General features: G+C 62.2%; 19 protein-coding genes. 7 read left to right on the plus strand and 12 right to left on the minus strand.

Annotated features, from left to right (window positions below):
- The 4 genes from YUO_RS0110150 to YUO_RS0110165 all read right to left on the minus strand — a co-directional run bounded on the left by YUO_RS0110150 (window position 1) and on the right by YUO_RS0110165 (window position 3,893).
- Entirely contained in the window at window positions 1-747 is a 747-nt protein-coding gene (locus YUO_RS0110150) for a glycosyltransferase family 2 protein (protein WP_198028017.1), read from the minus strand.
- Window positions 744-1,823: a radical SAM/SPASM domain-containing protein gene (locus tag YUO_RS0110155; RefSeq protein ID WP_035726375.1), complete on the minus strand. Its 1,080-nt coding sequence runs from the start codon at window positions 1,821-1,823 to the stop codon at window positions 744-746. Before YUO_RS0110155 ends, YUO_RS0110150 begins: the two co-directional genes overlap by 4 nt.
- Window positions 1,820-2,911 (minus strand): MptA/MptB family glycosyltransferase, encoded by a 1,092-nt coding sequence (locus YUO_RS40400; protein ID WP_198028018.1) that lies wholly within the window; start codon window positions 2,909-2,911, stop codon window positions 1,820-1,822. The genes YUO_RS0110155 and YUO_RS40400 overlap by 4 nt, the downstream gene beginning before the upstream one ends.
- Window positions 2,912-3,188: 277 nt before the next feature.
- Window positions 3,189-3,893 (minus strand): TIGR04282 family arsenosugar biosynthesis glycosyltransferase, encoded by a 705-nt coding sequence (locus YUO_RS0110165; protein ID WP_051379353.1) that lies wholly within the window; start codon window positions 3,891-3,893, stop codon window positions 3,189-3,191.
- 382 nt (window positions 3,894-4,275) lie between these two features.
- Here YUO_RS0110165 and YUO_RS0110170 point away from each other — a divergent pair, with 382 nt between their 5' ends.
- A complete protein-coding gene (locus tag YUO_RS0110170) occupies window positions 4,276-5,421 on the plus strand; it encodes an acyl-CoA dehydrogenase family protein (protein ID WP_198028019.1) in 1,146 nt (381 codons plus the stop codon).
- A 75-nt stretch (window positions 5,422-5,496) separates the two neighbouring features.
- On the plus strand, window positions 5,497-6,336 hold the full coding sequence (locus YUO_RS0110175) for a phosphate/phosphite/phosphonate ABC transporter substrate-binding protein (protein WP_051379354.1): 840 nt from the start codon (window positions 5,497-5,499) through the stop codon (window positions 6,334-6,336).
- 19 nt (window positions 6,337-6,355) lie between these two features.
- On the opposite strand, the gene YUO_RS0110180 is transcribed toward YUO_RS0110175, so the two are convergent.
- The 8 genes from YUO_RS0110180 to YUO_RS0110215 all read right to left on the minus strand — a co-directional run bounded on the left by YUO_RS0110180 (window position 6,356) and on the right by YUO_RS0110215 (window position 15,573).
- Window positions 6,356-7,390 (minus strand): Rv1681 family radical SAM protein, encoded by a 1,035-nt coding sequence (locus tag YUO_RS0110180; protein WP_028347152.1) that lies wholly within the window; start codon window positions 7,388-7,390, stop codon window positions 6,356-6,358.
- A 93-nt stretch (window positions 7,391-7,483) separates the two neighbouring features.
- Window positions 7,484-8,395: a CbbX protein gene (gene cbbX, locus YUO_RS40405; RefSeq protein WP_051379374.1), complete on the minus strand. Its 912-nt coding sequence runs from the start codon at window positions 8,393-8,395 to the stop codon at window positions 7,484-7,486.
- A gap of 152 nt (window positions 8,396-8,547) precedes the next feature.
- Window positions 8,548-8,967 (minus strand): ribulose bisphosphate carboxylase small subunit, encoded by a 420-nt coding sequence (locus YUO_RS0110190; protein ID WP_028347153.1) that lies wholly within the window; start codon window positions 8,965-8,967, stop codon window positions 8,548-8,550.
- Between the two features lie 12 nt (window positions 8,968-8,979).
- On the minus strand, window positions 8,980-10,440 hold the full coding sequence (locus YUO_RS0110195; RefSeq protein WP_028347154.1) for a form I ribulose bisphosphate carboxylase large subunit: 1,461 nt from the start codon (window positions 10,438-10,440) through the stop codon (window positions 8,980-8,982).
- Between the two features lie 55 nt (window positions 10,441-10,495).
- Entirely contained in the window at window positions 10,496-11,581 is a 1,086-nt protein-coding gene (gene fba, locus YUO_RS0110200) for a class II fructose-bisphosphate aldolase (protein ID WP_028347155.1), read from the minus strand.
- 33 nt (window positions 11,582-11,614) lie between these two features.
- Window positions 11,615-13,651, minus strand: coding sequence for a transketolase (tkt, locus tag YUO_RS0110205; protein WP_028347156.1), 2,037 nt, complete (start codon window positions 13,649-13,651; stop codon window positions 11,615-11,617).
- Window positions 13,648-14,523 (minus strand): phosphoribulokinase, encoded by an 876-nt coding sequence (locus YUO_RS0110210; protein WP_028347157.1) that lies wholly within the window; start codon window positions 14,521-14,523, stop codon window positions 13,648-13,650. Before YUO_RS0110210 ends, tkt begins: the two co-directional genes overlap by 4 nt.
- A gap of 12 nt (window positions 14,524-14,535) precedes the next feature.
- Window positions 14,536-15,573 (minus strand): class 1 fructose-bisphosphatase, encoded by a 1,038-nt coding sequence (locus YUO_RS0110215; protein ID WP_028347158.1) that lies wholly within the window; start codon window positions 15,571-15,573, stop codon window positions 14,536-14,538.
- 145 nt (window positions 15,574-15,718) lie between these two features.
- Here YUO_RS0110215 and YUO_RS0110220 point away from each other — a divergent pair, with 145 nt between their 5' ends.
- From YUO_RS0110220 to YUO_RS40410, 5 genes are all read left to right on the plus strand, one after another.
- The gene (locus YUO_RS0110220) at window positions 15,719-16,690 is read left to right on the plus strand and encodes a LysR family transcriptional regulator (protein ID WP_028347159.1); all 972 of its coding nucleotides are present in this window, start codon (window positions 15,719-15,721) and stop codon (window positions 16,688-16,690) included.
- A 266-nt stretch (window positions 16,691-16,956) separates the two neighbouring features.
- Window positions 16,957-17,502 carry a TRAP transporter small permease gene (locus tag YUO_RS0110225; protein WP_028347160.1) on the plus strand — a complete coding sequence of 182 codons (546 nt, stop codon included), beginning with the start codon at window positions 16,957-16,959 and terminating at the stop codon, window positions 17,500-17,502.
- Window position 17,503: 1 nt separating this feature from the next.
- On the plus strand, window positions 17,504-18,811 hold the full coding sequence (locus YUO_RS0110230; RefSeq protein ID WP_028347161.1) for a TRAP transporter large permease: 1,308 nt from the start codon (window positions 17,504-17,506) through the stop codon (window positions 18,809-18,811).
- Between the two features lie 14 nt (window positions 18,812-18,825).
- On the plus strand, window positions 18,826-19,800 hold the full coding sequence (locus tag YUO_RS0110235; RefSeq protein WP_035726378.1) for a TRAP transporter substrate-binding protein: 975 nt from the start codon (window positions 18,826-18,828) through the stop codon (window positions 19,798-19,800).
- 225 nt (window positions 19,801-20,025) lie between these two features.
- Entirely contained in the window at window positions 20,026-21,021 is a 996-nt protein-coding gene (locus tag YUO_RS40410) for a calcium-binding protein (RefSeq protein ID WP_156908567.1), read from the plus strand.
- Window positions 21,022-21,024 lie beyond the last annotated feature (3 nt).

Raw genomic sequence — 21,024 nt, forward strand, 5'->3', positions numbered from 1 at the left:
TTATGGTTCGCGAGGTGTTCGCAGCTCAAGAGCAAGGCGAACGAACGTCGTCGAAATGGACCACGCGGCCTTGACGCCCGCGATGAAATTGCCGGAGACCTTCGATACGCCCCCGATCCGGCGCCGCTGCCCAACGGCGATCTCCCGTGCCGGAAGACGCGCGGCCGCGACCCGCATCAGCATTTCCAGGTTCCAGCCATATGCCTCTTCCTTCATGCCGAGACGTCTGAGTTCATCCCGGCGGACGGCACGAAACGGCGACAGGTCGGTGAAGCTTGCGCCATAGAAGAGCCGCAGGAGGAGCCCGCCAACATGGCCCGCGACGACCTGCTGAGGCGCGAGGCTGCCTGGCTCGCGTTCCCCACGGATGCGCGAGCCGAGAACGAAGACAGCCTGCCCCGCGACGATCGGCGATAGCAGCTCAGGAATGAATTCGGCGGGATCGCTGCCGTCGCCATCGAGGAAGACGAGAATGTCGGCATCGTTGCGCGCAGCGGCGATGCCTGCCTGGATGGCGCGACCGTAGCCTCGCCGCGGCTCGATGATCACCCGAGCTCCGGCGGCCTCAGCCCGCTCAACCGTATGGTCCCGTGAGCCCCCGTCGACGACGACGACTTCACTCACATTCTGCGCCAGCACCGCGGCGACAACCTGGCCAATTGCTGTTTCCTCGTCGAGGCACGGAATGACCGCCGAGACGACCGGCGAGCGGCTCGGTACGCCGATCTCCTGGGCCACCTCGCTCACAGGCTCCAGCGCAGGCCGCAATTGGCGCACGCTTTGGGAGGCTTGTCCGAAAGCAGCGCCGCACGGAAGTCCCGATAGGCAGGCCCGTTCCAGATGTCCTGCAGCGACTGCTGCCCTGCATGGCCGAGCGTATAGTTCTCATAGCCATGCTGCGAAAACGGCGCGATGCAGCACGGCAAGGCCCGGCCATTGGCCGTGAAATACATCAGCGACCACGGCCGCCGGCATAACGACCACGGCGAACCGTCGGCGCTGCCCTTCAAACTCAACTCCGGCTCGCTCGCTGCGCCCGACGCACTGAAGGTTACGCCAAGGGAACGCGCCAGTTCTTCAGCCTGTTTGAGATAGACCGCTTCCTCCTGTGTCAGGCGGTCGAACAGGGCCTGATCCGGACGTGCCATGCCGATGGCCGATTCAGTGAAGAAAACAAGCCGCTGCAGATAGACCTCCCTGACACCGATCTCGGCTGCAACTTTCACAAATGCCGGGAGTTCCGCGACGGTCTCCTTCAGGCCCGTGAGCCACATGGAAACCAGCGGGCTGGCATGTCCCTCTCTTTCCTGCAGTTCGCGAAACGCGCGCACGTTGCGGATGATGCGGCCGAAATAATCCCTGCCGCGGATCGCCCTGAAGCTCTCGCGGTTCGATGCGTCGAGCGACACACGCAGTTCATCCAGCCCGGCATCGATCAGCGCACGGCCATTGCGCTCACTGAGGACCGTTCCATTGGTATTGAATAGTACGTAGACGCCGCGATCCTTCAGGTGTCTCACCATCCGGGGCAGGTTCGCGACCAGCATCGGCTCGCCGACTCCGTGCAGAACCGCGCGCGCCAGAGCAGGCACCTGATCGACAATCGACGTGAATAGGTCCCAGCTCATGTCGGCCGGCGGCTCAAGCTCCTCATAGGTGCGAGGACAGGTGGTGCACAGCAGATTGCAGCGGTTGGTCACTTCCAGATAAAGGCAGACCGGCGGACGCTGTGCGATCTCGGTACGCTCGGCCGCAACCGACTCGTGATAGCGGCGCGGATCGAAGGGCGCGCCAGTGCCCTGCACTTCGCCGGAAATGTTCATTGCGATGCCCCGGAATCTGCAGTCCGCTGCATGCGGGCCCTCCATGCCGTAAAGGCGCAAGCTAGGAAAAGACCTCCGAACAGAATTGATTTGCTCACAATTCTCGGAATGTAGAAATCCCAATCGAGCTGTTCGGACAGCAACAGCGCTCCGATCGAAACCGCCCAACTAGGCGCGGATCCACACAGGGCGACAAACGGCATTATAGTTAGAAAATGCCAGGGATAGTTGGGCGACAACAACAGGAGCGTGAGAAGTAACAGCATGTTGATGTCGGCAAGACTGGATGCGATGCTGTGATGAGAGCTGCGGGCCACGGAGAGCCCCGTGAACCAAAGAGCCAGCGCTGCCAGTGCAACGTAGGCGGCAACATCACCTTCATGATAGCCAAACACAAGGCGCCAAAGTGACAACAGCCAGAGATCGTTGCCGCCACTGATGCCCTGTTCTGTCAGATAGCCTTGGGTCAGGAATCCGAGAACGCCCCACCCGACCGACAAATAAGGAAGATAACAAAGCGCAATGACCGCGATCACGACGAGCGGCATCCTGAAGTCCCATGGCCGCCAGATTCCGGCCAGCACCGGCGCAACGTAGGGTTTCACCAGTATCGAAAACGCAATCACTACCGCTCCGCGGAGCGCTCGGCCGGTCAAGGCGATCCATAGGCCAAGCATCATCAGCGCAACCATCAGCGCGTCGACATGGCCGTTGTTGGCAATCTCCCACAGGGGAAGCGGATGCCAGAGATAGGCGACCACGCGCGTCACCGGGCGGTTGGTTCGACGCAGCAAGAGCATGATCAGTGTCACGGTCACGGCCTCGCACCCCAGCAGCGCGAGACGCATCACTGTCACGCTTTCGCCTAGCCGCGTGACAAGGAGGAAGAAAAATTGCGCCACCGGGGGATAGATGGTGACGGCCGTATCGGCTCGGTTGATATGGGGGAAGATCGTCCCATCGCGCAGAAATGCCAGCGTCTCGTCGGCCGGAAAATAGCGGTAAGGGTTGATGCCGGCGGCCTGAACCCTACCGTCCCAGATATAGCGATAGATGTCACTGGACAGGAGCGGATCGAACAGCAGCACATAGCCTCTCAGAAGGATCGCACATCCAAACACGAGCCAGAGCGCGTGCTTCTGCGGAGCGCGCTTGGCGAGGTCCGTCGCGGCGATCGTCAAGAGGCCCGCAGGAATGGTCAGCGCGATGAAGGCATTGTCACCGAGAGTCTCGAAGGCAAAGGGGATTACGAGCGTCATGCCGACGATGATGACACCGATGGCAGCCAACAGATGGAGCGGAGCAGCATGCTTGGCGGCGCGCGTCAGTCGACCGGATTGGTTCGAAATTTTCCCGGCCATCAGTTCACGGGCTCATCTGGAGCCCGGCCTTGAGAAAGGCCCGGCTCGCGGGGGCAAATCCGCCTGCACGAAAGCGTGTAGAAGCGCCGGCGAGTTCCTCCTGCAGCCAACCCAAGCTCTCGATGTCGTCGACATCGTACCATTCCGGAAGCAGCGTCGTGGCGAGGCCAATCTCGGCAGCTCGGTCACATGTGCTGCGGGCAACGGTTTCCGTTCCCCACGCGATGCGCGTGAACAGATGCTGATGCGTCTTCTTCAGCCCAATGAGATAGTAGCCGCCGTCGCTCGCAGGCCCGAGCACCATCCGATCACCGGGCTCGCGCAGGGCTTCGATTGCCCCCACAAGGAAACGAGGCGGCAAGGTCGGGCTGTCGCCATTGACGAGCAGGACGCAGTCATGTCCGGCAACCAGGAGCGCACGCGCCGCACCGATCAGCACGTGTCCGAGATCGTCGCCGACCTGCAACAACAGTCCGAATCCTGCCGGAAGTAGCTGCCGCATGATGTCTTCGGCTCCTGCCGGCGCATAGACGCCATAGCCGCGCCTGCCGAGCGCGTCGGGCACCGCCTCAATGGCTGCGGCGACGTCGCGCAGAAAGCAGGCAGATAGCTCGGAAGCGGTGGTGGCACCAACGGCCGTGGCAAGGCGCGTCTTTGAGCGGCCGGGCTGCGGCGCCTTGCCAATGATTCCGATCGCTGCGCAGCTCACGGCTGCGGCCGGGATCGCAGGGGATCGGCGATCGCGATCAGTTGCAGCGCGTGGTCATGATTGATAGCCATCACGAGACAGACCTCGTTACGCCCTTGCTGGTCATTGGTAGCGTTCCACTCGAAAGCGGGCAAGCGCCGCCCGCTGGGTACGGTTTCGAGGAGGCGCGTCGTCGATGTAAAAAAAATTCCGAGTGACGTAACAAAGCGGCTTTGAGGAACGTAGTTACCTTGCCCCGCCCTTGCTGCTGGCACGGCAATAGTTTGCCATGTCCGGAGCTGATCGTGTTGATCCCTTGGTGCGGCTCGCATAGCATTGGTAGCCGAGAGCGGGTTCGACGTTCTCGAACCCGGTGGTCAGCGCCTGGATGTCGGGGGTCGTCATGGATCATGCGACTGCAGTTTCGAATGCCACGGATATCGCCGATCGCATCCTGGCGCCGGCGGCCAGGCAAAACGACAAGGAAGGGCGATTTTCGTCGGAGGCCATCGCAGCGCTCGGGCCGGCGGGGCTGCTGGGGCTCATGCTGCCCGCCGAGGTAGGCGGGGCAGCCCTGGGACCGCGAACCCTCGCCGCTGTCATCACGACGTTTGCGGAAGCGGACGCGTCAGTAGCGATGGTCTATTTGATGCACGCGTGCGCTACCGCGACGATTGCGGCAGCCCGTCCGGGGGCCACGGTCGCGGAGACGCTAAAGGACATTTCGGCGGGAAGACACCTGACCACCCTGGCATTCAGCGAAGCCGGATCGCGCAGTCACTTCTGGGCGCCCGTCTCGCGAGCAAGGCGCAACGCCGCCAACGTGCACCTCACGGCGAAGAAATCGTGGGTGACGAGTGCGGGTCATGCGCAAAGCTATGTCGTCTCGGCGCTGTCTCCTGAAGGCACGACTGCAACGGATTCGACGCTCTATCTCGTCGCCAGCGACACGCCCGGGCTGTCGGTCGCCGGCCCGTGGGATGGTCTCGGGATGCGCGCCAATGCTTCCGCGCCGATGACCCTCGAAGATTGCGAGATTGCACCCGGTCTCCAACTGACGGATGACGGCGCCGGCTTCAAGGCGATGCTGGAGATCGTGCTTCCGCTGTTCAACCTTGGAACCTCGGCGGTCGGACTGGGCCTTTGCCGGACCGCAGTCGCGGGCACGGCGTCTCATCTCAACAGCGCGCGCTTCGATCATTTGGGCCAGACCCTCGGAGAGAGCCTGCAGACGCTTCGCGCCCAACTAGCGACGATGCAGATCGACACAGACGGGCTTGCGGCACGCATCGACGATCTCGTCGACCACCTCGAGCATCCCCGGGATACCACCATGCTGCGCGTGCTCGAGAGCAAGGCGGCGGCAGGTGAGGTCGCGATCGCCGTCACCTCGGCGGCGATGCGGGTGTGCGGAGGGGCGGCGTTCTCAAAACATCTGGCGATCGAGCGATTGTTCCGCGACGCCCATGCCGGCGCTGTCATGGCGCCGACGGGCGATGTTCTGCGCGACTTCATCGGCAAGGCCATTTTGGGAATACCGTTGTTCTGAATGCGGTGACGCGTTCGGAAACTTCGGCAAGCGAATTGATCGTATCTGAACTTCAAGCGCGACAGCGAGGCCATCATGAGCCGGACGATCTGGTTAGGTGCGGTCGCATATGATCCAAAGGTGGTCAGTATCTGGGAGGGGATGCGGCGGTACTTTCACGAGGAAGCGCATCTCCCCGTCGAGGTGGTGCTATTTCAGAGCTACGAAGCCCAAGTCGCGGCCCTCCTTGCCCTGCCTGGCGATGCGCTGCCGCGCATCGACATCGGATGGAATACGAACCTCGCTTTTATCCAGTCCGAGGCGTGGAGCGATCGGCGTTGCCGACCCATCGCGATGCGCGACACCGATGTGGGCTGGATGACCAAGATCGTCGCGGTAACCGGTGGACCCGTCGCCAAGCTTGCCGATCTGAAAAATCGCACCCTCGCGCTCGGCAGCCGTGACAGCGGCCATGCGGCCATCCTCCCAGTGTATTTTCTGGGGCGCGACGGGATGGCTGAGGGGAAGGACTATCGAACGCTGCGCTTCAACAGCGATGTCGGCAAGCACGGTGATACCGGGACGAGCGAGTCCGAGGTCGTTCGCGCGGTGCTCGACGGCCGCGCCGATGCCGGCGCCATCGGCAGCCCCTTCTGGGATGCCGTACGCGCCCAGCGCCTGGTGCCGGAGGGTGCGCTAACGGAGATATGGAGTTCACCGCCCTTCAATCACTGCATGTTCACAGCTCGGTCCGATCTCGACCCGGCGCTGGAGCAGCAGTTTGCCAGGGCGCTCTTCGCCATGAGCTTCGACAACCCGATCCATCGTTCCGTGCTCGAGGCGGAAGGGTTGCGCCAGTGGGTCGCGCCACAGCTTGAAGCATATGCGTCACTGCGGGAAGCGTCGGCGCAGCAGGGCTTTTTAGAGCGGCCGTAAACGCACCTCCGCGACCTGATCAGGCGCAATTAAAAATCGTTGCCAACCGGCGCTGATGCTCAGATTCGCGATAGAAGGCGCGGCGCACGGCTGCGAAGGATTCGGCGAGCGGAAAGATTTCGCCGCTGACCAATAGATCGTTATCCTCGGCGCCGACCGGATGCCAGAACACGCCTTCCGCCGTGATCGTCACCTCGGGCACCAGGTCTGCCCTTGCCACAGCGACGCCCCGCGTAGCGGCGCCTCGCAGCGCAATTCGCCTGATCACCCGGTTCTCCTCGCTGACGTGATGGGCGTCAAGGAAGCTGCGAAACTCTTCAGCCTCCGCGTCAGTTGACACTGTCGCGGCCAATCGCACGCGGAATCCTTCGGCACGGGCCCGCTCGATTCCTTTCCAGGCGCGCGCCCACGCCCCCTTTCCGCGATGGTTGTCGTGGCGTTCCGGCGTCGGACTGTCGAGGCTGATCTGCAGGGTGACGCGCTCGCGAGACAATGAGCGCAGTGCTTCGAGCCCGCGCCCGGCAAACAGCATACCGTTGGTGAGAACCGTGGTCGGCGCCGCCGTAGCACATGCGGCAATGATTTCGCCGATATCCGGCAGCATGAATGGCTCACCACCGGTCACAAATATTTCCTTTACGCCGAGCTCAGCCGCCTCGATCGCAATCCGCCGCACCCGCTCGACGCCGAGCGCCCGCCGCGGAGTCTTGGGTGACGAGCGCACGCAGCAATAGTCGCAACTCAGGTTGCAATCGAAGTTGGTGTAAAGCCATAATCGAGAGCCGACAGGCCGATCTTCACCTACATTCTCCGGAGCCTCTCCGTACCGAAGCACCCAGCGCGTGCGGCTGTCTTCGACTACTGTGTCGACCAGGCTGTTGCGGGTGAAGCGACACCATGCCTCGAGTTCGGGGCCGATACTTGGATCGCCGCTGATCACGGCCAGCAGATCGCCCTTCCGGCTACGGCGTAGTGCGGCTATCAAATCCGGCAGCAGACCGGAGGCAAATGTCTTGCTGCCGGCGTCGAGTTCAACGTTCGCGTTCGTCCTCATGCGTCAATCCTCGGTCCTCCAATATATCGCGCCAGAACCAATCTCACCAGAACGCAACGAACACGATCAACTTCCAACGAAAATGCAGTAAAATCAACGATCGCGCGCTTGTTCCGCCGAGCGAACCGTCGACCTGTCCTTCAGAAAGACCCGGCTGGCGAGCACGTCTGACGCCTCCAGCGACATGATGTCGTCAGCCGTCAGCACGCGATCGAGATCGGCGACGAGACGATTGGCTTGGCGCAGGCGCATGCGGTCGAGCGCGTTTCGGATCGAGCGCGCGTTGGAGAACAGCGGCTGGGTCTTGCGCAGCGCGATGTAGCGGATGAACGCTTCACGCGCGTCGGCGCTGAATTTGTAGTTCATGTCGCCGAGCATCAGCTCGGCGATGGCAAGCAATTCAGGCTCCGAATAGTCGGGAAAATCGATGTGATGGGCGATGCGGGAGCGGAAGCCGGGATTGCTGGCGAAGAATTTATCCATTCGATCGCCGTAACCGGCGAGAATCACCACGAGATCCTCGCGCTGGGATTCCATTACCTGCAGCAGGATCTCGATCGCTTCCTGACCGTAATCGCGTTCGTTGTCGGGCCGGTGGAGATAATAGGCTTCGTCGATGAAAAGCACGCCGCCCATCGCCTTCTTCAGCACCTCCTTGGTTTTGGGCGCGGTGTGGCCGATATATTGTCCAACCAGCTCATCCCGGGTAACCGACACCACCTGGCCGCGACGCACGAAACCGAGCCTGTGGAGAATGCTCGCGATCCGCAGCGCCACCGTGGTCTTGCCGGTGCCGGGATTGCCGGTGAACGACATGTGCAATGTCGGCACCTCCGACGTCAGATTCAGACGCTTGCGGATACGTTCGATCAGCAACAGCGATGCGATTTCGCGGATACGGGTTTTGACGGGCGCTAGCCCGATCAGCTCGCGGTCGAGCTGCGTGAGGATTTCCTCAATGCCGACGGCTTCGAGCTCCTCGCGGAGGTTGACCGTGTCTGTCATGTCGGCGGTATCCATATCCATCTGGCAAACCTCGACGCAATGCATGCGCAGTCCAAAGAAGCTCCGTCGCCGCTTCGGCAGCGACGGAGCAGTGCATCCGGCAGACGAAAGGCACGATGAGGGAGAACTCGTCTGTCGGACCGGGTAACTTGCTAACCGTAGCGCCGGCCCTCCGGACGGTCGGCGGCGTATGATTTGGTCGTGTAGCGGATGTTGCGACCGGCAACTTCGTGCCGCTCGAGGCGGAAGCCGGGTTCCTCCTTCGGTCGGTTGACGATGAAGGACAGCCGCACCGATTCCCAGCCGTGACTGGAATCGAACGCCGACAAGCGGATGTATCTGTCACCATACACCTTGCGGCATTGGTTCAGCTCCATCATCACGCCGGCGGCGTCGCGGAGATCGAACATCGGCAATCCCCACATTTCCCAGAAATTGTTGCGGGGATGCGGATCGTCGGTGAATTCGATGTTCACCGCCCAGCCATTCTCCAGGCAATACTGCACCTGGCGGGAGATCTGCTCGTCGGTGAGATCGGGCAGAAACGAGAAGCAGCCTTGGGTAATGCGCATGATTTCCGCTCCTTACATCGCAACGCTGGGCGTGGGCACGTAGTCCGGCATGTCGGTCGATTCGTAGTTGAAGGTGACGTCCTTCCAGACCTCCAGCGCCGATTTCAGCGGCGTGCAGGTCTCCGCGGCCTTGGCGAGGATCTCAGGACCCTCGTGCAGATAGTCGCGGCCCTCGTTGCGCGCGAGAATCATGGCTTCCAGCGCCACGCGGTTGGCGGTCGCGCCGGCCTGAATGCCCATGGGATGGCCGATCGTGCCGCCGCCGAACTGCAAGATCACGTCTTCGCCGAGATGATCGAGCAGTTGATGCATCTGGCCTGCGTGAATGCCGCCGGACGCGACCGGCATCAGCTTGTTGAGGCTCGCCCAATGCTGGTCGAAGAACACGCCGTGCTCCAGCCGCATCGGATTGTAGTCCTCGCGGCAGATATCGTAGTAGCCGCGCGTGGTCGCCGGATCGCCTTCCAGCTTGCCGACGACGGTGCCGGCATGGATATGATCGACGCCCGCAAGCCGCATCCATTTCGCGATCACCCGAAACGAGACGCCGTGGCTGCGCTGCCGCGTGTAGGTCGAGTGTCCGGCACGATGCAGATGCAAAATCATGTCGTTGCGGCGCGCCCATTTGGCCATCGACTGGATCGCGGTGTAGCCGATCACCAGATCGATCATGATGATGACCGAGCCGAGCTCCTTGGCAAACTCGGCGCGCTCGTACATGTCTTCCATGGTGCCGGCGGTGACGTTGAGATAGGTGCCCTTAATCTCGCCGGTCGCCGCCTGCGCTTTGTTGACCGCCTCCATGCAATACAGAAACCGCTCGCGCCAATGCATGAACGGCTGCGAGTTGATGTTCTCGTCGTCCTTGGTGAAATCGAGCCCGCCTTTCAGGGCCTCGTACACCACGCGCCCGTAGTTGCGCCCGGATAGGCCGAGCTTCGGCTTCACCGTGGCGCCGAGCAGCGGCCGGCCAAACTTGTCCATGCGCTCGCGCTCGACCACGATGCCCGTCGCAGGCCCCTGGAACGTCTTCACGTAGGCCACCGGCAGCCGCATGTCCTCGAGCCGCAATGCCTTCAGCGGCTTGAAGCCGAACACGTTGCCAATGATCGAGGCCGACAAATTGGCGATCGATCCGGGCTCGAACAGGTCGAGGTCGTAGGCGATATAGGCAAAATACTGCCCCGGCGAATTCGGCACGGGATCGACGCGAAAGCATTTGGCGCGGTATTTCTCCGCCGCGGTCAGCCGGTCGGTCCACACCACCGTCCAGGTCGCGGTCGAGGATTCGCCGGCGACCGCCGCCGACGCCTCGATCGGATCGACCCCGTCCTGCGGCGTGACGCGGAACAGCGCGATGATGTCGGTGTCCTTGGGCTCGTAGTCGGGCTCCCAATAGCCCATCTTCTTGTATTCGAGGACGCCGGATTTATAGCGATCCTTGCCGCGGACAGTCATCGAGTGCATGTTCATATCGCTCTCCTGAGGTGGTGTGCGGCGGTTAGCCGGGATCGAACGCGTCGTCAGCTCATTCGGCGGCATCGGCTATTCCTCCGATTTGTGGATCGAGTGCACCCGAACGGTAGCGTCGCGCCATCTCGGCCAATGGGACGACCTTGATGTGGGACGCATGCCCTGCCGTGCCGAATTGCTCGAAGCGCTCGCGGCAAAGATCGCGCAGGCCATCCATCGCCGGTTTCAGAAATTTACGCGGGTCGAACTCGCTCCTGCTCTGCGTTGCGACCTTGCGGAACGCCGCAGTCATCGCCAACCGGCAGTCGGTATCGATATTGACCTTTCGGACACCGTGCTTGATGCCGCGGACGATTTCCTCGACCGGCACGCCCCAGGTCTGCGGCATCTCGCCGCCGAACTGGTTGAAGGCGTCCTGCAGCGGCTGCGGCACCGAGGACGAGCCGTGCATCACCAGATGCGTATTGGGCAGCCGGTGATGGATTTCCTCGACCACCCTCATGGCGAGAATGTCACCGTCCGGCTTGCGCGAGAATTTGTAGGCGCCGTGCGAAGTCCCCATCGCAATCGCCAGCGCATCGACCTTGGTAGCGCGAACGAAGTCGACCGCCTGATCCGGATCGGTCAGCAACTGGTCGTGGCTGACCTCGCCTTCGACGCCATGGCCGTCCTCCTGCTCGCCGCCGCCATGCTCCAGCGAGCCGAGCACGCCCAATTCGCCTTCGACCGAAGCGCCGATCCAGTGCGCCATGTCAACCACGCGGCGGGTGATGTCGACGTTGTACTGGTAGCTCGCCGGGGTCTTGGCATCGGCCATCAGCGAGCCGTCCATCATCACCGACGTGAAGCCGTGCTGCAGCGCGGTGGCGCAGGTCGATTCCTCGTTGCCGTGATCCTGGTGCAGACAGAGCGGGATCTGCGGATACATCTCTTCCAGCGCCTCGATCATCTTCGCCAGCATGATATCGTTGGCATAGGAGCGCGCGCCCCGCGAGGCCTGGATGATGACGGGCGCATCGACGGCAGCCGCCGCCTCCATGATGGCAAGGCCCTGCTCCATGTTGTTGATGTTGAATGCCGGCACGCCGTAGCCGCGCTCGGCGGCATGATCCAGCAATTGCCTCAGCGTTATCAGCGCCATCGCAGCCTCCGTCTCATTGCTCTCGTGTGACCGTCATGCCCAGGTTGCCGCCATCCTTGACCGCGCGATGCAGCGCATCGCCGCTGTGGCGACGGCGTTCGCGGTAATGCCGAATTCGCGGTAAAGCGTTTCCGCCGGTGCAGATGCGCCAAAGCCGGTCATACCGACGAATTCGCCGCCATCGCCGAGCCAACGCGCCCAGTCGCCTTCGATCGCGGCTTCGACACCGACCCGTGGAGCGTCTCCAAGAACGTCCGCCCGGTACTCGTGCGACTGCTGACGAAACAGCTCGAAGCACGGGGCCGAAACGATGGCCGCGCGGACATTATCCTTCGCGAGCGTTTTCGCAGCCTCGATGGCGATCGAGACTTCTGATCCGGTCGCGATCAGCGTGATATCGCGTCCGCCCTCCGGCTCAACGACGACGTAGGCGCCGCGCGCGACCAGATTGTCACCACCGCCTTCGCGGAAGGCAGGCAGCGCTTGCCGCGACAGACAGAGCACGGACGGGCTGGCCTGCGCTCGTAGCGCGCAGTCCCACGCCTCGGCGGTCTCGACGGCATCGCCCGGTCGGAAAACCAGCAGATTGGGGATCGCTCGAAGCGATGCCAGATGTTCGACCGGCTGATGGGTGGGACCATCCTCGCCGAGACCGATGGAGTCGTGCGTCATCACATGGATGACACGAATGTTCATGAGCGCTGCCAGCCGGATCGCCGGACGGCTGTAGTCGGCGAAGCTGAGGAACGTACCGCCATAGGGGATGAAGCCGCCATGCAGCGCGATGCCGTTCATAGCCGCCGCCATGGCGTGCTCGCGCACGCCATAGTGAATATAGCTGCCTGCAAAGGAGCCAGGCTGTACCGGTCGCTGGGTCCTGGCCCGCGTCAGGTTGGAATGGGTGAGATCGGCCGAGCCACCGAGCAGATTGGGCAGTGCCTCAGCGATTGCATCGATCACGCGCTGCGAGGCCTGCCGCGTGGCAATATTGGGTCGCTCAGTCGCGAAGTTATCGCGCAGCTTTGTCATTGCTTGCGCATAGCTGCACGGCAGGTTGCGATTCAGCGCATCGTGAAATGGCGAACGGGCATCCGAACTTAGGCGCTTGGTCCGTTCGATCCAGCAGCGGCGCGCGGCATGCCCGCGGCGGCCTGCCTGACGCCACTGCGCAAGGACGGCTTCCGGGATCTCGAACGGCGCGTGCGGCCAGTTCAACGCATCGCGGGTTTTGGCGGTTTCTTCACCACCCAGCGGGGCGCCATGGACTTTCTCAGTTCCCTGACGGTTTGGCGCGCCGAAGCCGATGATGGTGCGGCAGGCAATCAGCGATGGCCGGTCGCTGTTGCGTGCCCGCTCGATCGCGGCCGCGATCGCGTCGGGATCGTGGCCGTCAATCCGGCTGGCCGACCAGCCCACCGCCTTGAACCGTGCGAGCTGATCATCTGAACATGACAGCGACGTGGCGCCGTCGATCGAGATTTCGTTGTCGTCGAACAGCACGATCAGACGATTGAGCCTGAGATGCCCGGCCAGCGAGATCGCCTCGTGGCTGATCCCCTCCATCAGGCAGCCGTCGCCCGCGATTACATAGGTGAAATGATCGACGCAGTCGTCGCCAAAACGGGCATTCATCAGCCGCTCGGCCAGCGCCATACCGACGGCCGTGGCAATGCCCTGCCCGAGAGGTCCGGTGGTCGTCTCGACGCCCGCCGTATGGCCATATTCGGGGTGCCCCGGTGTCTTCGATGCCCACTGCCGGAAGGCCCTGAGTTCGTTCAGCGTCATGCCTTCGTACCCGGTGAGGTGCAGAAGCGCATACAGCAGCATCGAGCCATGGCCGGCCGACAACACGAAGCGGTCGCGATCCGGCCACGCCGGGTCCGAGGGGTCGAATTTGAGGAAGCGCGAAAACAGAACGGTCGCGACGTCAGCCATGCCCATCGGCATGCCCGGATGACCGGACTTCGCCTTTTCAACGGCATCGATCGCGAGGAAGCGTATAGCGTTGGCCATCTCTGCGTGTGACAGATCCGGACGACTGGCTATGCGGGACAGAGCGGGAGCGTTCATATTGTGCGCCTCTTGCGTTCCATCAGTTGCAGGATCAGTGGGGTGAGGATGAGCTGCATCGCCAAGTCGAGCTTTGCCCCGTGGATCACGATCGAATTGGCGCGCGACATGAAGCTGTGCGGAATCATCGACAGCAGATAGGGAAAATCGATGCCGCGCGGATTCTTGAGACGGATCACCACCATCGATTCGTCCGGCGTCGGAATCCACCGCGCGATGAACGGGTTCGACGTATCGACGGTCGGCACGCGCTGGAAATTGATGTCGGTCTCGGCAAACTGCGGACAGATGTAGTTCACGTAATCCGGCATTCGCCGCAGGATGGTGTCGGTCACCGCCTCGGCGGTATAGCCGCGGTCGCGACGATCGCGATGCAGCTTCTGGATCCATTCCAGGTTGATCACCGGCACCACGCCGATCTTGAGATCGGCATGCTGCGCCACGTTGACCTTGTCGGTCACGACAGCGCCGTGCAGCCCCTCGTAAAACAGCAGGTCTGACCCTTCAGGCAATTGGGTCCATTCGGTGAATGTGCCCGGTTTGGCGCCGTACAGCTTCGCCTCTTCGTCGTCGTGCACATAGTGACGCGTCATTCCGGTGCCGGATTCACCGTAGTCGCGAAACACTTTTTCGAGCTCTTCGAACAAGTTGGTTTCCGGACTGAAATGGCTGAAATGCTTGTTGCCGCGCTCGGCCTCCTCCAGCATTTTGCTGCGCATCTCGAAACGATTGTAACGATGAAAGGCATCGCCTTCGATGTAGGCCGCAACCACCTTTTCGCGGCGGAAGATCTGCTCGAACGTCTTCTTCACCGACGTGGTACCGGCACCCGACGAACCCGTAATCGATATGATGGGATGAGCCCGCGACATAATGATACCCCGTCAGCGGAACAGGCCGCGCCGCGCGAACAGCGGCGCATCGCTATTGTCGAACATCGGCTCGATCCTTTCGTGAATGGCAGCGATGTCGCGCACGCCACGCAAAGAACCCATGATCAGCGGCACCCGCTGGTGCGGCGTTCTCGCAGCCACTTCCAGAATTCGCCGCCGTCCGGTCGAGGCCGCGCCGCCCGCCCATTCCATTACCAGCGCCATCGGATGGGCCTCGTACAGCAGGCGAATCCTCCCTTCGCGATAGCTGGGGCGGGCATCGGCCGGATAAAGAAACACGCCGCCGCGCGCCAGAATGCGAAGCGATTCCGCAACCAGCGAACCGATCCAGCGCATGTTGAAATCCGCCTCACCGCCACCGCTGGTACCGGCGAGACATTCATCGATGTAGGCGCGAACGGGACCATGCCAGTGCCGGCGATTGGACGCGTTGATGGCGAACTCCGGCGTATCGCGTGCGACCTGCACGGCCTGCCGGATCAGCAGAAATTCCTCCGCGCGCCTGTCGAGAATGAAGATATCGACCCGCGCGTTGAGCGCGAGAACGAGCGTGGTTTGTGGACCGTAGACGAAAAAGCCTGCCGCGCACTGCGCCGTGCCGGGCTCAAAGAAGGTCGAAAGGATGTCGTTGCCTCTCGGGCGGATCGAGAAGATGGTGCCGATCGAGATGTTGTTTTCGAGATTGGCCGATCCGTCGAGCGGATCGATCGCAACACACAGGTGCGCCTCAGGCCGCAAGGTTTCCGGCAGCGCCGCCTCCTCGGAAAGGACCGCCGCCACCGGCGCGTCGCGCAGCGCACGCCGCATCATTTCGTCGGCGACGATGTCGATGTCTTTCTGCCGGTCGCCGTCGGAATTGATGCCGCTATCCTGCCCGGTGATATCAGCGAGCGGCCCATTCGCAATCAGCGCGGCGAGTTCGATTGCAGCGGCGGCGATGGCCTCGATCACCGCACCGACCGCCGCGCCATGCGGGAGCTGCGCAATAGACTTCTCGAGATGTGAACGCAGCGTCACGCGTTCGTCCATGGCCGTCTCCCGGTGCGCTCTCTCGGCGCTGTCGAAGCGTCCGCCGATTGGCGACCCGCGCGCTTAAGCAAGCGCAGTTTGCCGAATTAGGGAAATTTTGTTATCTTTGGCCAGAGCAAAGTTTTTATTATAATTGAGCGTGCCCATGGCCGGCCGGTTGTTGCGCGAACTAACCATCCGCCAATTGCGGGCGCTGGCCGCCGTGCAAAAGCACCGGTCGGTTACCGCAGCGTCGAAGCAGCTATACCTGACACAGCCCGCGGTAACGTTGCAGCTACGCAACCTGCAGGCGGTCGCAGGATTGCCGCTGATCCAGCGCACCGGCGACGGCATGCTGCTGACGGATGCCGGGCGCGAGGTTTTGGCGCTCGCCGAGCGGATCGAGGCGGCGATTACTGACTGCGAGACCACGTTGGAGATGATGGCGGGAAAGACCGCGGGCCGCATCTCGATCGGCGCGGTCTCGACCGCGAAATATTTCGTGCCGTTTATGATCTCCGGATTCTCGAAGCTCTATCCGAACGTCGAAATCACGCTCTCGATCGGCAACCGCCAGGAGGTCGGCGAGGCGTTACGCGGCTACGATCTCGACTTCGCGATCATGGGCCGCCCGCCCGCCGATATCGACATGAACGTCCACCTGATCGGCGATCATCCCCACGTCATCATCGCGCCGACCGCGCATCGGCTGGCGCGAAAATCCCGCATCGCGCTGCGCGAGCTTGCCGACGAAACCTTCCTGACGCGCGAGCCAGGGTCTGGAACGCGCGGGCTGATGGAGCAATTGTTCGAGACGTCGGGCATCCGCCCCAAGATCGGCCTCGCCATGAGCAGCAACGAGACCATCAAGCAGGCGGTGATCGCAGGGCTAGGTATCGCCTTCCTTTCTGCGCACACGGTCGCAACCGAGCTCGACGAACGGCGCCTAGTCACCCTGGACGTTGATGGCCTGCCGATCGTGCGGCAGTGGTTCGCGCTTGCACGCAAGGACAAGGTGTTGCTGCCGCCGGCGCAGGCGATGCTCGATTTCCTCAGCGCCAAGGGCAAGCAGTTTCTGCCCCGCACCCATCGCAGGCTGCGGCTCACCCGGCCGTCAGGCCGTGCCAGGCGCGGCTGACGCGCTCTGCTTTCACCTCGCTTTGCACGAGAAAAGGACTAGAGCCAAGGTCCGGCCGCGATCGGAATGGTATCCGCCGAAAGAGTTGCAGGATTTGCCTCGTCCTGCCTTGACTGTCCGGAGCAACTCCGAAAACCTATCCCCTTAGAAGGCTGATTTCGGTCGCTTGGCGGGACGCGGATCGATTGGCCCTTCCAAAAGGAACGACCGAAAATGGTACGTCTATTGCTTCCCGGCAATATGCGTGCGAGGGGTAAGGACTCATTATGATCCGCGTGTTTCTCGATCGGCTCTACCTTTTCTCCGGCTATCTTGCCGGACTTTTCCTCATTGCGATTTTTGTCCTGATGCTGCTGCTGTCGGGCGGCCGGCCGTTTGGCATCAATATTCCCGCGGGCGACGATTTCATCTCCTGGTGCATGGCGGCGACCGCCTTCCTCGGGCTCGCGCACACCTTCAAGCACGGCGAGATGATCCGCGTCGGCCTGTTGATCGACCGCCTCAGCGACAACGTCCGCCACTATGTCGAGATTGCAGCCCTCCTGGTCGGTGTCGGCTTCATCGGCTTTTTCGCCTGGCATGCCGTGATCATGACCTGGCAGTCGTGGAAATTTTCCGATATTTCGCAAGGCGTCATCGCGGTGCCGCTGTGGATTCCGCAACTCGGCTACAGCGGCGGCCTCGCGATTCTTTTCATCGCCTTCGTGGATGAGTTGATCCACGTGCTGCGCGGCTTTGCGCCGCGCTACGAATTACCGAAGGCGCAGAGCGCCGAGGAAATCGTCGAGCGTACCATGCAGAGCGGGGTCTGAGATGGAGCTGCTTTCCATCGCCGCCATCCTGCTGGGATTCCTGGCGCTGCTGCTCGGCGCCGGCGTCTGGATCGCCGTCGCACTGATGGCGACGGGATGGGCCGGCATGCAATTCGCCGCCGGCGGCATTCCGGCCGGCAGCGTGCTGGCGACGACGGTGTGGGGCAACAGCGCATCCTGGTCGCTCGCGGCGTTGCCGCTCTTCATCTGGATGGGCGAAATTCTGTTCCGCACGCGCTTGTCGGAGGAAATGTTCCGGGGCTTTGCGCCGTGGCTGAACTGGCTGCCGGGCCGGCTCATGCACGTCAATGTCCTCGCCTGCGGCGTGTTCGGTTCGGTGTCGGGATCATCAGCCGCGACCTGCGCCACGGTTGCCAAGATCGCCCTGCCCGAATTGAAGAAGCGCGGCTATGACGAGGGCCTGAGCCTCGGCTCGCTGGCCGGCGCGGGCACGCTCGGCATCCTCATCCCGCCGTCGATCACCATGGTGGTCTACGCCGTGCAGGCGAACGTCTCCATCATTCAGGTTTTTCTCGCCGGGTTTCTGCCGGGTATGTTGGTGATGGCGCTCTATTCCGGCTACATCGCGATCTGGTCGCTCGCCAATCCGAAAAACACGCCGCCGGCCGAACCGTCCATGAGCTTTCGCAGGCGCGTTGCCGAGTCGCTCAATCTCATTCCGTGCCTGCTGCTGATCATTTTCGTCTTTCTGTCGCTGCTGATGGGCTGGGCGACGGCGACGGAATGCGCGGCCTGGGGCGTGTTGGGATCGCTCGCGATTGCATGGTGGCAGGGCGCGCTGACCTGGCAATCGTTCTGGGCGAGCGTCATGGGCGCGACGCGGGTCAATTGCATGATCCTGCTGATCCTGGCGGGCGCCTCCTACATGGGCACGTCGATGGCCTATACCGGCATCCCGATGGCGCTCGCGAACTGGGTGAACGGCCTCCAGCTCAGCCCCTATGCGCTGATTGCGGCGCTCACCGTGATGTACGTCTTGCTCGGCACGGCGCTCGACGGCATCTCCATGATCGTGCTGACCACCGCCATCGTCATTCCGATGGTGAAGCAGGCCGGCTTCGATCTAGTTTGGTTCGGAATCTTCCTGGTGCTGGTAGTGGAAATGGCGGAGGTCTCTCCGCCCGTCGGCTTCAACCTGTTCGTCCTGCAGACCATGAGCGGCAAGGATTCCAACACCGTCGCCAAGGCGGCCCTGCCGTTCTTCTTCTTGCTCGTTCTGGCGGTTGCCATCATCACGGTCTTTCCTGATATCGTGATGCTGCTGCCGCGGATCGCGTTCCCTGGCTAGAGAAAGGTATTGTCATGTTCAGACTTATGAAGACGTGCGCATTGGCCGCCTGCATCGCGGCGCTTGCCGCCCCCGCAATGGCGCAGACAAAATGGAATCTTCCGGCGGCCTATCCGGCGGACAATCCGCATTCGGTGAATCTGATCGCGTTCGCCAAGGACGTTGCCGATGCCACCGGCAACAAGCTGCAGATCACCGTGCACCCCGCCGCATCACTGTTCAAGGCGCCGGAAATCAAACGCGCGGTCGCAACCGGCCAGGCGCAGGCCGGCGAGGTTCTGATTTCTCTGCACGAGAACGAAGATCCGATGTTCGGCATCGACGTGATCCCCTTCCTGGCGACGAGCTATCCGGCAGCCAAGAAGCTGTGGCTCGCCTCGAAGCCCGCCATCGAAAAGAAGCTCGCCTCGCAGGGACTAGTGCTTCTGTTCGCGGTGCCGTGGGGGCCGCAGGGCATCTATGCCAAGAAGGACCTCAACACGGTCGAGGATATGAAAGGCTTGAAGTGGCGCGCCTATAACGTCGGCACCTCGCGCATCGCCGAACTTGTCGGCGCGCAGCCCGTGACCATCCAGGCGGCGGAACTGCCGCAGGCGCTGGCCACCGGCGTCGTGAACGCGTTCATGACCTCGGGCTCAACCGGCTACGACAGCAAGTCCTGGGAAACCATGACGCATTTCTATGATACGCAAGCCTGGATCCCGAAGAACGTCACCTTCGTGAACAAGGCGGCGTTCGACGCGCTCGACAAGCCGACGCAGGACGCGATCCTGAAGGCCGCGGCGGTTGCAGAAGAACGCGGCTGGAAGCTCGCGGAAGAAAAGGCGAAGTGGTATCTCGAACAGCTTCAGGCCAACAAGATGAAGGTGCTGCCGCCACCTCCGGCGCTGAAGTCCGGCCTCGAGAAGATCGGCGAGCAGTTGACGGCCGATTGGCTCAAGAAGGCGGGCACCGATGGTGAAGCCGTGATCGCCGCCTACAAGAAGTAAGGCCAGCATTATCTTGCGCTCGCAGCGTCCGGCGTTGATTGCCGGACGCTGCGATTTCGCGGACACGGTCACTTAACCGAAATAATAATGCTGCCGACAAGCATCCTTCGATACACCCTTAGGTAGACGAGTAATTATTTCTTAGGAGCATCGCGATACCGTTCAGGCATCTTCACAGCATGTCGCCGCTTGCAGAGGGCGGCAACTGGGTTTGGAAATGCCGCCATGAGAGTGCTCTACAATCCTCTTTCCCCCTCGTTTCGACCCTGGTCGCTGCCGCAGCCGCCCAGGCTTTTGGCCGCGCTGGCGTCCAACCATCAGGCTTCATCGAACGAGAAATCGAAAAGCGGACCTTCAACCCCATCCACCGGCAGCATCGGGCAATCACCGGTGGTACAGGCGTTCTTGCTGCGGTTGCAGGAACTCGGAATGTCGTATCGGCCGGGGACCGACGGCGACGACGCGCTGTCCGGTTGGAGCAAGACCCTCGCCGACGGAGGCGATGGCAACGATACGATCGATGCCTGGTCCGATAGCGTCGTCGATGGTGGCGCGGGTAATGACTCGCTCCGTGCCTGGTCGGGATCGGCGGTCTATGGCGGCGCCGGCAACGACCAGATCCACGTCTGGTCCGATAGCGCCGTGGATGCCGGCGATGGCGACGACATGGTGCGCGCCTGGTCAAATACCGTGACGATGGGTGGCGCCGGAAGCGACACGATCAGCGCCTGGTCGGAGAGCCTGGTCGATGGCGGCGCAGGGAATGACACGATCTCGGTATGGTCCGACAGCCGCGCCTATGGTGGTGACGGCAATGATTCCATCTCAGCTCTCGTCGGCAGTTATGTCGAGGGCGGTGCGGGCGATGACACCATCGATGCGGACAATGGAACGATCGTTGCCGGCGGTACCGGTGACGATACGATTCGCGCTGACCGTGGTTCCACAATCCTGTTCAACGCCGGCGACGGCAAGGATACCATCTTCACCAACCGCGACGTTACCATCAAACTGGGCGCGGGCTTGTCGGCCGAGAATATGAACGTCACGATATCAGGAAACGTCGCGACGGTGTCCTTCGGAGACGGATCGGACCAGTTGACGTTGGATATCGGCTTCGATCCGGTAAACCTTTCCTTCGCCGACGGCTCAAGCGCCGAAATCAAGGTCGATGCGTTCAGTGCCTTGCGTGCGCGGTCAGGCGAGACGAAACCGGCTTGACGT

The organism is Bradyrhizobium murdochi (assembly GCF_000472965.1).
GTDB lineage: Bacteria > Pseudomonadota > Alphaproteobacteria > Rhizobiales > Xanthobacteraceae > Bradyrhizobium > Bradyrhizobium murdochi.